Consider the following 12,025-nt stretch of genomic DNA (forward strand, 5'->3'; position numbering starts at 1 on the left):
CTGTCAGAGAGCGTACGTCGGCACCGAACGCGCCTCGAGCAGGCGACGGAACGAGGTGACCCGTTCCGGATCGAGCCTGCCGTCCTCGACGGCGATGTCCAGCCCGCACTCCGGCGCATCCGCGGCGTGCGAGCAGCCGCGCGGGCACTCGGCCGTCGCCTCCTGCAGATCGGGGAAGGAGACGATGAGCCGTTCCGGCTCGACGTGAGCCAGCCCGAACGTACGGATCCCTGGGGTGTCGATGATCCATCCGATCCCCGGGAGCCGCAGCATCAATGCCGACGTGGAGGTGTGCCGCCCCCGGCCGGTGACCGCGTTGACGTGCCCGACCTCGCGGCCGGCGTCGGGAACGATCGCGTTGACCAGGGTCGACTTGCCCACCCCGCTGTGGCCGAGGAGGACCGACGTACGTCCGTCGAGCCTCTCCTGCAGCGCGCTCATGTCGCCGCCTCGCTGGGTCACCACCCACGGCACCCCCAGCGACCGGTAGATCGAGACGAGCGACTCCGGGTCGGCCAGGTCGGCCTTGGTGATGCACAGCAGCGGCTCGATGCCGGCCTCCAGGGCAGCCACCAGCGCGCGGTCGATGAACCCGGTGCGCGGCTCGGGGTCGGCGATCGCGGTGACGATCACCAGCTGGTCGGCGTTGGCGACCACGACCCGCTCGACGGGGTCGTCGTCATCGGCCGTACGCCGCAGCACGGTCTCCCGGGGCTCGAGCTCGACGATCCGCGCCAGCGCCCCCTCCGCGCCCGAGGTGTCGCCGACGACCTTCACCCGGTCGCCCACGACCACGCCCTTGCGGCCGAGCGGGCGGGCCTTGACCGCCCACACCTCGACGTCGGGGGCCTCGTCCATGACCAGCGTGAACCGGCCACGGTCGACCGTGATCACGCGCCCGAGGTCGGCGTCGTCGTAGCTGGGCCGGTCCTTCGTCCGCGGCCGGGTGTGGCGCCGGGGACGGTCGTAGTGCTCGACGTCCTCGGTCCCGTAGCGCCGCTGTGCCTTCGCCATGTCGTCAGAACAGGTCTGCCCAGAAGGGCGCGAAGTCGGTGAAGGTCTTGCTGGTGGTGGTGATGTTCTCGACCAGGACGTCCTCGACGGCAGCCCCGATGATCACGCCGGCGTGAGCCATCCGGTGGTCGGCGTAGGTGTGGAACACCCCGCCGTGCAGAGCCGCCGGCCGGATCGTCAGCCCGTCGGGATGCTCGGTGACGTCAGCCCCGAGCGCACCCAGCTCGCGCGCGAGCGCGGCGAGCCGGTCCGTCTCGTGGCCACGGATGTGGCCGATGCCGGTCAGGTGCGAACGCGTCGAGGCGAGCGCGCACAGCGCCGCGACGGCCGGCGTGAGCTCGCCGATGTCGTGCATGTCCAGGTCGATCCCGGAGAGCCGCTCCGGCCCGGTGACGGTCAGCCCGTCGTCGGTGACCCGCACCTCGCAGCCCATCAGCGAGAGCACCTCGCGCAGCTGGTCGCCCGGCTGGTCGGTGGCCTGCGGCCAGTCGCGCACGGTCACGGTGCCACCCGAGACCGCGGCCAGGGCCAGGAACGGGGCCGCGTTGGACAGATCCGGCTCGATGGTGCGGTCCAGCGCCTTGATCGGTCCTGGTGCCACGGTCCATCGATTGGCGTCTGAGTCGTCGACCGCGACGCCGTGCTCGCGCAGCATCGCGACCGTCATGTCGATGTGGGGGAGAGACGGCACAGGCTTGCCGTCGTGGCGTACGTCCACACCCTGCTCGTACCGCGCGCCCGCGAGCAGCAGCGCGCTGATGAACTGGCTCGAGGCCGAGGCGTCGACCACCACGGTCCCGCCGGGCACGGCGCCCTGCCCTTGGATCGTGAACGGCAGCCCGTCACCCTCGATGTCCACGCCGAGATCGCGGAGCGCACGGAGCACCTCGCCGACCGGCCGCTTGCGCATGTGCGGGTCGCCGTCGAAGGCGACCGTGCCGGTGGATAGCGCGGCCACCGGAGGTACGAACCGCATCACCGTCCCCGCCAGCCCGCAGTCGACGTCGGCATCGGCGCCGAACGCCCCAGGCGTCACGACCCAGTCGTCTCCCGAGGTGTCCACCTGCGACCCCAACGATGTCAGCGCTGCCGCCATCAGCAGCGTGTCGCGGGACCGAAGCGCACGACGTACGACGCTGGGCCCGTCCGCGATCGAGGCGAGCACCAGCGCCCGGTTGGTGAGCGACTTGCTTCCGGGCAGCGACACCGTCGCCGTCACCGGACCGCGCGCTCGGGGCGCCGGCCAGGGGTCGGCCGGCCCGTTGGCAGGGTCGGCGGCACGGTCGGTCGTGGTAGTCACAGGTCCAACTTTAGAGGTTCCGCGAGCAGAGGCGGCCGTCGGTCGCCGGGGATGAAATCACTCGATCCCGAGCGCCTTCAGGAAACCCTTCCAGGTCAGACCGCCCGTTGCGGCGCCGCGCTCGACCTCGGGCGTCGCGCTCGGGCTGGCGCTGGGCACTTCAGAGTCCTCGGGCAGCGAGGGGCTGCCGCTGGGACTGCCCGGGACGCTGGGGAGGTCCGAGGACGGGGTCGGCACCTGTGGAACGTCGGGAGTCGTGGGCGGCGTGGGCACCTGCGGTACGTCAGGAGTCGTCGGCGGCGTGGGCACCTGCGGCACGTCCGGCGTCTCGCTCGGAGTCGGCGTCGGGGTGGGTGTCGGAGTGGGCGTTGGCGTCGGCTCCGGGGCGGCGGTGCCGCTGGTCGAGGCGGTGTTGTTGGTCGTGTCGCCGTCCTCGTAGCCGGTGGGCTCGATGCTCGCCTCGAAGGTCCACGTCGCGCCGGACTGCGGGATGAAGGCGAAGTGGGCGGCCTCGCCGTCACCGGAGAGGATGCACTCGTGGGTGACCGTGCCGTTCGCCGGCATCGTGGTGGCGGGAGCGCCGCAGGCCGACCAGGCGAAACCAGGTCCGAAGTAGGGCGACGCCACGCCGGTCATGGTGATCCGGAGCGTCGTCGACTGGCCCTCGGCAGCCTCGGGGAGGCCATCGACGGAGACGACTACGTCCTCGTACGCGTGCAGGTCGGAGACGCCGGGAATGATGAAGACACCGCCCACGCCCGATTCGTGACGGTGGCTAACCCCGACTTTTGGGTCGTTCTTCGGAGCTTGCTCGAAGGTCACCTCCACAGCACCGACGTCCTTGCCGCCGTGGCCATCCGAGATTCGATAGGTGAAGGTGTCGCCGGCCCCGTCGTAGCCGGCGGTCATCGTGTAGACGACCTTGCCGTCGACGATCTCGGCCGTGCCGTGCGCGGGCTTCTCGACGATCTCGACCAGTTCGAGGGTGTCGCCGTTGTCGTCGGCGTCGTTGGCGAGCACGTCCACGGTGGTCTTGGCGGTCCCCGGCTGGTTGCCGTTGCCGTTCCCGTTGTTGCCCTGGCCGTTGCCGTTGCCGCCGGTAACCGTCGCCGTTGCCGCGTCGTTGGCTGCGTTCGGGTCGGCGTTGGGGGTGGCGATGTCGACGGTGCCGGCGACGTCGCCACCGTTTCCGTCGGTGAGGACGTACTCGATGGTGTCGGTGCCCCGCCAGCCGATGTCGGCCTGGTAGGTCACCGTGGTGACGGGCTCGCCGGCCATCCGCAGACCGCCGAAGATCGCGCCGCTGACGCTGCCGCCCTTACCGCCGGAGGTCGATGCGCCGCCGATGGTGACGGTGCCGTGGGCGGGGGAGGCGACGGTGGCCTCCTTGACCGAGAGCGGGTCGCCGTTGGCGTCGGTGGCTCCCTGGGTCAGGTCGATGACGGTCTTGCCACCGGGCTGCCCGTTCACGGTCGACAGCGGTTGGCTGATGACCGGCGCCTGCTGCGTCTGAGCAGGAGCCGTGTCAGCGGGCTGGTCGGCCGGTTGGTCGGCGGGAGGCGCCGCTGCCGGCGGCGCCGCAGGATTGTCAGCGGGAGGTGCGGCCGGGTCGGCCGGGTCGGCAGGTGCCGGGTCGGCCGGCGCCTCGGCGGCAGGCTCGTCGGCGGCCGGCACCTTCGGGGCCGGGTCACCGCCGGTGAGCACGAGCCCCGCTGCCACGGCCGCAGCGGCCGCGACACCGGCACCCGCACCGACCGTACGTCCCACGGGATCGCCCAGCACCCAGTCCCTGACCCGCCCGAAGAAGAGCACCACGCCACCCTTGGCGGCGACGCCACTTCCGACGGCGAGGTAGCCCGCGCCCGCGGCGCCGAGCAGAGCCGGAGCGAGCCAAGCGCCCATCCCGGAGTTGACCTCGGTGAGCTCGAGGTAGATCGCGGTGCACGGACGGCAGTCCTGCAGGTGGTCGTCGACCTTCGTCGAGTCACGCTTGGACAGGCCGTTGCGGATGTAGGCACCCAGGTTGGCGCGCGTGGTGGCGCAGGCCTCCTCGCCGGCGTCCTGAGCGTGCATCGAGATGAACGCCTGCTTGAGGCCCTCGCGAGCCCGGTAGGCGAGCGCGGAGACCGAGTTGGCCGACATGCCGAGCATCGGCGCGATCTCGGCCGGCTTCTGGCCCTCGACCTCGGTGTGCCACAGCACCTGCTGCCAGCGCTCCGGAAGCTGCTGGAACGCCTTCGCGGCGGCCTGGTTGTCGAAGCCCGACACGGCGGTGTCCTCGAACGGCACGCCCGGGTCGAACGGGGTCAGGTCGTCGGTGGTGGTCAGCTTCGAGGCGGCACGGATCTTGTCCACGTGGAGCCGGCGCAGCGACGTCAGCAGATAGGCGCGGAACGCCAGGTCCGGGCCGCCGCCCCTCTGCAGCACGTTGAGCACCTTGGCGAACGCCTCGGAGACGAGGTCGTCGGCGTCGCCGGGCGACACCAGCTGGCGGGCGAGGCGGCGGGCGGCCTCGACATGGCGCTCGAACAGCGTCCCGTACGCATCCAGGTCACCGCCGCGGACAGCGGTGATCAGCTCGGCGTCGCCAGGGGCGTCGAGGGTAGGTAGAGAGGTGGGGGTCGATTCGCTCACAGCACCAGAGACGTTAGAAGGACGGAGGTATGACGCGGGTTGCGCCAACGGGAGACATGCGTTGTGCTAACGACTGCGGAAGCCCGCACGTCACGCCCCCTCCCCGGATCTGACAACAAGTTTCGCGAAACCCAGAAAATGTGGGTCGCTACCGCGTCATGGTTGCCGATTTCGTACGTCAAGTCCATGTGGGCACGCGGTAGATCAGCGCGCGCACCACTGTATCCATGACCCAGCAACTTCGGACAAGGAACGACACCAACGCCAGGAAACACGAGGAAAGAGGTGAGTTGTGCGGCTGTTCTCCCGAGGTCGGCGTGCGCCTGCATCCACCTCGCCTGAGATCACAGAGCTCTCCGACGAGCAGCGTGCGGCGCTCCCGCCGCGGTTCGAGGCCGTCGCGGAGGCGCTCGTCGAGCGCAGCAACTACGTTGCCGAGGCCTGCTGGGTCGCCGGCCACGACCTCGCCGAGTCAGGTGTGTCCCTCGGGGAGTGCCTCGAGGACCTTCGCATGACCACCCAGGCCATGGAGGATCGCGACCCGGCCTTCGTCGAGGTGCACGCGCTGTCTGTCGCCTGGAGCGAGGCGACGCTGGGCTACCTGCACACCATCTCCTGCGCCGACCCGCTCACCGGCCTGGCCACCCTCGCGCACCTGCGTGAACGCATCTCGGACCTCTACCGGGAGGCCACGGCGCGCAGCCACGCGCTGGTCGTCACCGACGCCCACCTCCCCGGCGCCCCCGGCGGGAAGACCGACAGCATCGCCACCGCACGCCGGATGTCGCTGCTCGGCCAGACAGCCCGCACCGTCTTCGCGACCGCGGCTGCGGTCGGACAGGTCGGCCACAGCCGGATGGTCGTGGTCGCCCCGCGTGACGAGACGCTGGTCAAACGGCTCGGGCTCCTCAAGCGGATGGTCGAGCACAGCGCCGACCGGATCTGGATCGAGGGGCTCCCGGAGAACGACCGGTCAGCGGGCATCCTCCTCGACGAGCTCGCCCGCGGAGCCTAGAAATACCTCCGAACACCACTGTCGCGCGGCGCTAAGGTGAACGCATGTGCGGTCGTTACGCGTCCAGCCGCCAACCCGACGAGCTGGCCGAGGAGTTCGAGATCGATGAGCTGCGCCTGCAGGAGCCGCTCACGGAGAGCTACAACGTAGCCCCGACCGACGATGTCTATGCCGTCGTCGAGCGCCCGCCGCGCGAGGACGACGCCTCCAGCGAGCGCCAGCTCCGTTCCGTACGTTGGGGCCTGGTCCCGTCCTGGGCCAAGGACGTCAAGATCGGCAACCGGATGATCAACGCCCGGATGGAGACCGTGGGCGAGAAGCCCGCCTACCGCCGGGCCTTCGCCAAGCGCCGCTGCCTGCTGCCGGCCGACGGCTACTTCGAGTGGTACGCCACCGAGGCCAAGGACGCGAAAGGCAAGCCCCGCAAGCAGCCCTATTTCATCACTCCGAAGGACGGGGGAGTGCTCGCGATGGCCGGGCTCTACGAGCTCTGGCCCGACCCCGCCAAGGCCGAGGACGACCCCAGCCGGTGGCTGTGGAGCTGCACGGTGATCACCACCGAGGCGGAGGACTCCCTGGGGCGGATCCACGACCGGATGCCGCTCATGGTGGAGCGTGAGCGCTGGGACCAATGGCTCGACCCGGCCCGTCCGGGCGACCTGGAACTGCTGACCCCGGCGGCGCCCGGCCGGCTGGAGGCCTACCCGGTCTCGACGCTGGTGAGCAACGTACGCAACAACGGCCGCGAGCTCGTCGAGCCGCTGCCGATCGAGGAAGCCTGGGGATGACATGGGTGGAACCACGACGCAGATGATCGACACGCCCTACGGACAGGGGCGGCTCTACACCCGCCGGGCGCGGCGACCACAGGCGACCCTGCTGCTCTCCCACGGCGCCGGCAACGGCATCGACACCCACGACCTGATGGCGCTCAACGACGCGCTTCCGGCCCAGGGGATCACCGTGGTCCGTTTCGAGCAGCCATGGCGGGTCAAGGGGAAGCCGGTGGCCACGCCGCCCAAGTCCCTCGACGCGGCGCTGACCCTGGCCGCCAACTGGATGCGGGTGCGGACACCGCTGGTGGTCGGAGGCCGCTCCGCCGGGGCCCGCTCGGCGGTCCGTACGGCACGCGGGTTCGGCGCCGCGGGGGCGCTGTGCCTGGCCTTCCCCCTGCATCCGATCGCCAAGCCGGGCATCTCGCGCGCCTACGAGCTGCTGGAGTCCAGGGTCCCGACGCTGGTGCTGCAGGGCACCCGGGACAGGTTCGGCAAGCCCGAGGAGTTCCCGGAGGGGATCGAGGTCACCCCGATCCCGGGGGCGGACCATTCTCTCGTCGTCGGCAAACGTGGCCCGATCACGCAGGCCGACGCCGACGCGATCCTGGTCGAGTCCACGCTGGAGTGGCTGGTCCGCGAGGTCATCGTCTAGCGGGAATGTTTGTGGACCGTCGCGGCGTTCACGCAACATGACCATTCTGCTCGAACGCCCGGTGGAGAATACGTCGCCGATGAGCGCCCCGATGGTCGCGCGCGTACCCTGGGACGTGATGAGCGACAACATTGAGACGGATGAGGTCGTCGACCTGGCCACCGAGACACCCGAGGAGCGCGCGCTGCGCTTCGAGCGGGACGCGCTGCCCTTCCTCGACCAGCTCTACTCGGCGGCGATGCGGATGACCCGCAACCCGTCCGATGCGGAAGACCTGGTGCAGGAGACGTTCGCAAAGGCGTACTCCTCCTTCCACCAGTTCAAGCCCGGCACCAACCTGAAGGCCTGGCTCTACCGCATCCTCACGAACACCTTCATCAACACCTACCGCAAGAAGCAGCGCCAGCCGCAGCAGTCGATGTCCGAGGACGTCGAGGACTGGCAGCTGGCGCGGGCCGAGTCGCACAGCTCGACCGGTCTGAAGTCGGCGGAGATGGAGGCGCTCGAGCACCTGCCCGACTCTCAGGTGAAGGACGCGCTGCAGCGCCTCCCGGAGGAGTTCCGGCTCGCTGTCTACCTCGCCGACGTCGAGGGATTCGCCTACAAGGAGATCGCCGAGATCATGGAAACCCCGATCGGCACCGTGATGTCGCGGCTTCACCGCGGCCGGCGCCAGCTGCGCGATCTTCTCTCGGACTACGTCCGCACCAACGACCTCACCGGCGCTCGTGGAGGTGCGTCATGAGTGCCCACAAACATGACGCGTCACCGACCGACTGCGCGGACTTCCTCGAGCAGATCGTCTTCCTGATCGACAACGAGCTCACCGCGGCGGATGCCGACCAGGTCAAGCTCCACCTGCAGAGCTGCAACCCCTGCCTGGAGACGTACGACCAGCAGCGCATCGTCAAGGCGGTCGTGGCACGCTCGTGCACCGAGGTCGCCCCGGGTGATCTGCGCGCGAAGATCATGGTTCAGATCCAGGAGCTCCGCACCAGGTCCTGAACCGGCCCCAGACGCGACGAGAGCCCCAGCCGATTGGCTGGGGCTCTTACGTCTTGACAGCTCTGACCCTTGAAGAGGGACAGCGGTCAGGCGTTGGGGCGCTTGCCGTGGTTCGCGCCCTTCTTGCGGCGCGCGCGGCGCTTGCGGCCAGTCTTGCCCATGTTGATCTCCTCCATTGGGGTACGTAGACCCCGAGGGGCCTCGGGACAGTCTCTCAAACCCAGGTGCGGGAGGGCGAATCTCGACCGGCCGTCAGGTCAGGTAGGTGGCGTTCGACTTCTTCAGCGCGGCGACGACGACCAGCAGCAGGTCGCCGCGGATCTGCGGGATGTCGTTGCTGAGCGCGAGCTGGATGTAGAGGGCCCGCAGGAACGCCTCGGCGTTGCCGGTGAGCAGGAACGGGTCGCGGTCGGGCGTCTCCGGGGTGGCGGTGGCGACGGTGACGATCCGGTTGATCCACGGCTCCATGATGTTGAGCGGGACCAGGTTGCGGCGCAGCACGGACATCGTGGCCGCCGCCAGCCTGTCGGGCTCACCGTGAGCGTAGATGGTGTCCCCGCGGGCGAGCACCCGGTCGGCGACCACGTCGAGGATCACCGTCAGCTCGGGCTTGCCGAGGTGCTCGGAAGCGGCCAGGGTGCCGAGCGCGTCGGCACCGCGGGCGACCGCGTGCGCCCAGCCACGCTCGGGAACGAAGGCACGCAGGTCGCGCTCGCGCAGCAGCCAGGTGGCGATCCGGTCGCCCCACTCCAGCACCTTCTCCGCGCGCACCAGCGAGCGGGCGTTGTCGCGGGCGATGCACTGGGCCAGAGCCTCGACCGAGGACGCCCGGCGGAAGACGCCGTTGTTGCCGGAGTCGCCGAGACCGACCACGAGGCCGGCCGCCATGCCGTCGCCCAGACCCCCGAGCAGGTCGTCGTAGACACCGCGCTGGATCCACGTCGACAGGGCCGGCACGGCCAGCCCGCTGCGTACGTCTGGATCCGGGTCGCCGAGCATCCGGGTGAGCTCGATGGTGAGGTCACCCAGCGGCCGGTCGGTGGGTACGGCGAGACCGGTTGAGTGAACCTCCCGCCAGTACGCCTCCGACATGGGGAACATCCTGCCAAACCCGGCCACGCGCCGACCACCGACCCGCGCAATGCCCTACCAAGGTCTACATCTACGCTGTCCGCGTGCCCACCCTGAGTGAGCTCGCGCAGAGCCACACCGAACTCGACAGCGATGACGTCGAGTGGCTTCAGTTGCTCATGGCCGACTGGCAGATCCTGGCCGATCTCTCCTTCGCCGACCTGGTGCTGTGGCTGCCTGACAAGTCCGGGAACGGCTTCTGGGCGGCCGGTCAGATGCGTCCCACGACCGGCCCCACGGCCTACGTGGACGACATCGTCGGCATGTTCGTGCCGAAGGGGCGCCACGCCACCCTCGACGACGCCGTCGACGCCGGCAGACTCGTGCGTGAGGGCGACCCGGAGTGGCGCGACGACCTCCCGGTGCGGGTCGAGACCATTCCCGTACGCCGCGCGGGCCGCATCATCGCGGTGCTGAGCCGCAACACCAACCTGCTCGGCGTGCGTACGCCCTCCAAGCTCGAGCTGTCCTACCTGCAGACCGCCAATGACCTGACCCAGATGGTCGCCAACGGCTACTTCCCGGCAGTCGGCCAGCGCAGCGACCACACCGACACCCCTCGGGTCGGGGACGGGTTCGTGCGGGTGGACGCCGACGGGGTCGTCGACTACGCCAGCCCGAACGCGCTCTCGGTCTTCCGCCGGCTCGGGCTCTCCGGCGACCTCGCCGGCCAGTCCCTGGCCGGGATGACCCGCGCCCTGGTGCCGCCGCGCAAGCGCCCCGACGAGGAGACGCTGAGCGCTGTCCTCGGCGGCCGGGCGCACCGCGACACCGAGATCGACACCGGGGTGATGGCGATCATCATGCGCTCGATCCCGCTGCGGCCACGTGGCGAGGCGATCGGTGCGCTGGTGCTGCTGCGCGACGTCACGGACCTGCGTCGGCGCGATCGTGAGCTCGTCACCAAGGACGCGACGATCCGCGAGATCCACCATCGAGTGAAGAACAACCTACAAACGGTGGCCGCGCTGCTCCGGATGCAGTCGCGCCGGGTCGACTCCGGTGTCGCACAAGATGCGCTGAACGAGGCCGTACGGCGTGTCGGATCCATTGCACTGGTCCACGAGATCCTCTCGCAGCAGGCCGTCGAGGAGACCGTCGAGTTCGACGAGATCGCCGACCGGCTCGCCTCCATGGTCGGAGAGGTCTCCTCGGTCGGCGTCGCCGTGCGCGTGCGCCGGGAGGGCTCGTTCGGGTCGCTGCCCTCGGAGGTGGCCACGCCGATGGCGATGGTCGTCACCGAGCTGCTGCAGAACGCAGTCGAGCACGGCTACCGCGGCAACGGTCCGGGCGATCCCGAGACCGGCAAGATCGTGATGTCCGTACGACAGCAACCCGCCGGGCATCTCCAGGTGACCATCGAGGATGACGGTCATGGACTACCCGACGGGTTCAGTCTCGACACATCGACAAACTTGGGGTTGTCGATCGTGAAGACTCTCGTCGAAGGCGAGCTCGGGGGCCGGCTCTCGTTGGGGCCCCGGCCTGATGGCCATGGGGCGAGAGCTGCGGTCGAGCTGCCGTTGGAGCTCTAGGTGGATCGCTAGGGGTTGATGGCCTCTAGGGCTTGGTCAGACGGCGGTGCGGACACGGGAGCGGGCGTTGCGGCGCTTCAGCGCACGACGCTCGTCCTCGCTCAGTCCACCCCACACGCCGTGGTCCTGACCGGCCTCAAGAGCCCACTGAAGACACTGCTCCCGGACGTCGCAACGCCGGCAGACCTGCTTGGCTTCCTCGATCTGGAGGATGGCCGGACCGGTGTTTCCGATGGGGAAGAACAGTTCCGGGTCTTCATCGAGACAAGCCGAACGGTGGCGCCAATCCATGGCTGGGTAGACCCTCTTTCTGACGTAGGATGGGCAAGGCCCTGGTGGTTCGAGACCCTGCGAGTCGGCACGTGGCGGGGATGTGTGAATGTCTTCACGTGCGTGCTGGTCTCTAGAGTTCCAAGAAATGGACGCCGAAACAACCCCTAACCAGTGTCTGGTTCGTCACCGGACCGTAACACTCAGTCTTCCTGGGGCTAGACAATTCGGTAACGCGGTGAGTTACCCGCAAATCCCGTGGTGTATGCTACTGCGGATTTTCTGACGCTTGGCGATGGTTCTAGGCTGCTGAGGTGACCGCGCCGCATCGCCCCTGGACCCTCCTGCTGACCGTGATCGCCGCAGGCGTCGAGACCGCGGCGATGCTGGTGTGGGGAGCGCTGGAGTTCGTACGCATCCCCGACGCCGCCTCGCTCACGACCGCGATCGCGGGCGGCCTGTTCTTCCTGCTCTGCGCCGCCGGCATCGGCTGGTGTGCCGCCATGTTCTGGCGGCTCGAGTCGTGGGCGCGCGCGCCGCTGGTGCTCGTCCAGCTGATCGTGCTCGGTCTGGCCTGGAACCTGCGTGAGGACCTCGCGATCGCGGGCGGACTGGCCCTGCTCGCGGTCGTCGCCCTCGTCGGCATCTTCGCGCCGCCGAGCATCGCCGCGCTCGAGGAGCGCTGAACCAGTC

Annotated in this window: 13 protein-coding genes; 7 read left to right on the forward strand and 6 right to left on the reverse strand. The window is 69.5% G+C overall.

What is annotated here, in order from left to right:
- Positions 1-3 precede the first annotated feature (3 nt).
- Genes rsgA through OH802_RS11185 form a run of 3 tightly spaced genes read right to left on the reverse strand, consistent with a single transcriptional unit; the run spans position 4 to position 4,948 of the window.
- A complete protein-coding gene (rsgA, locus tag OH802_RS11175; RefSeq protein ID WP_406027866.1) occupies positions 4-1,014 on the reverse strand; it encodes a ribosome small subunit-dependent GTPase A in 1,011 nt (336 codons plus the stop codon).
- A 4-nt stretch (positions 1,015-1,018) separates the two neighbouring features.
- Positions 1,019-2,314, reverse strand: a complete 1,296-nt coding sequence (aroA, locus tag OH802_RS11180) for a 3-phosphoshikimate 1-carboxyvinyltransferase (RefSeq protein WP_406027868.1) — start codon at positions 2,312-2,314, stop codon at positions 1,019-1,021.
- A 57-nt stretch (positions 2,315-2,371) separates the two neighbouring features.
- Positions 2,372-4,948: a sigma-70 family RNA polymerase sigma factor gene (locus tag OH802_RS11185; RefSeq protein WP_406027870.1), complete on the reverse strand. Its 2,577-nt coding sequence runs from the start codon at positions 4,946-4,948 to the stop codon at positions 2,372-2,374.
- A 292-nt stretch (positions 4,949-5,240) separates the two neighbouring features.
- Here OH802_RS11185 and OH802_RS11190 point away from each other — a divergent pair, with 292 nt between their 5' ends.
- The 5 genes from OH802_RS11190 (at position 5,241) to rsrA (ending at position 8,396) form a co-directional block, all read left to right on the forward strand.
- The gene (locus OH802_RS11190; protein ID WP_406027872.1) at positions 5,241-5,963 is read left to right on the forward strand and encodes a hypothetical protein; all 723 of its coding nucleotides are present in this window, start codon (positions 5,241-5,243) and stop codon (positions 5,961-5,963) included.
- Between the two features lie 44 nt (positions 5,964-6,007).
- Entirely contained in the window at positions 6,008-6,751 is a 744-nt protein-coding gene (locus tag OH802_RS11195) for an SOS response-associated peptidase (protein ID WP_406027874.1), read from the forward strand.
- A gap of 1 nt (position 6,752) precedes the next feature.
- Positions 6,753-7,391 (forward strand): alpha/beta family hydrolase, encoded by a 639-nt coding sequence (locus OH802_RS11200; protein WP_378726580.1) that lies wholly within the window; start codon positions 6,753-6,755, stop codon positions 7,389-7,391.
- Positions 7,392-7,482: 91 nt separating this feature from the next.
- The gene (locus tag OH802_RS11205) at positions 7,483-8,136 is read left to right on the forward strand and encodes a sigma-70 family RNA polymerase sigma factor (RefSeq protein WP_378841023.1); all 654 of its coding nucleotides are present in this window, start codon (positions 7,483-7,485) and stop codon (positions 8,134-8,136) included.
- Complete coding sequence (rsrA, locus tag OH802_RS11210; RefSeq protein ID WP_355019184.1) at positions 8,133-8,396, forward strand: mycothiol system anti-sigma-R factor; 264 nt, start codon at positions 8,133-8,135, stop codon at positions 8,394-8,396. The genes OH802_RS11205 and rsrA overlap by 4 nt, the downstream gene beginning before the upstream one ends.
- An 86-nt stretch (positions 8,397-8,482) precedes the next feature.
- Here the strand turns inward: rsrA and OH802_RS11215 are convergent, their stop codons facing one another.
- A complete protein-coding gene (locus OH802_RS11215; protein ID WP_369797015.1) occupies positions 8,483-8,557 on the reverse strand; it encodes a 50S ribosomal protein bL37 in 75 nt (24 codons plus the stop codon).
- Between the two features lie 91 nt (positions 8,558-8,648).
- Positions 8,649-9,488, reverse strand: coding sequence for a DUF2785 domain-containing protein (locus tag OH802_RS11220; RefSeq protein WP_160027663.1), 840 nt, complete (start codon positions 9,486-9,488; stop codon positions 8,649-8,651).
- Positions 9,489-9,571: 83 nt separating this feature from the next.
- On the opposite strand from OH802_RS11220, the gene OH802_RS11225 reads away from it, so the two are divergent.
- Complete coding sequence (locus OH802_RS11225) at positions 9,572-11,062, forward strand: histidine kinase N-terminal domain-containing protein (RefSeq protein ID WP_355230274.1); 1,491 nt, start codon at positions 9,572-9,574, stop codon at positions 11,060-11,062.
- Between the two features lie 36 nt (positions 11,063-11,098).
- Here OH802_RS11225 and OH802_RS11230 read toward each other — a convergent pair whose 3' ends face one another.
- Positions 11,099-11,353, reverse strand: coding sequence for a WhiB family transcriptional regulator (locus tag OH802_RS11230; RefSeq protein ID WP_008362075.1), 255 nt, complete (start codon positions 11,351-11,353; stop codon positions 11,099-11,101).
- Between the two features lie 293 nt (positions 11,354-11,646).
- On the opposite strand from OH802_RS11230, the gene OH802_RS11235 reads away from it, so the two are divergent.
- Entirely contained in the window at positions 11,647-12,018 is a 372-nt protein-coding gene (locus OH802_RS11235) for a hypothetical protein (RefSeq protein WP_406027878.1), read from the forward strand.
- Positions 12,019-12,025 lie beyond the last annotated feature (7 nt).

Origin of the sequence: Nocardioides sp. NBC_00850 (assembly GCF_045207335.1) — a bacterium.
In the GTDB taxonomy this organism is placed as follows: domain Bacteria; phylum Actinomycetota; class Actinomycetes; order Propionibacteriales; family Nocardioidaceae; genus Nocardioides.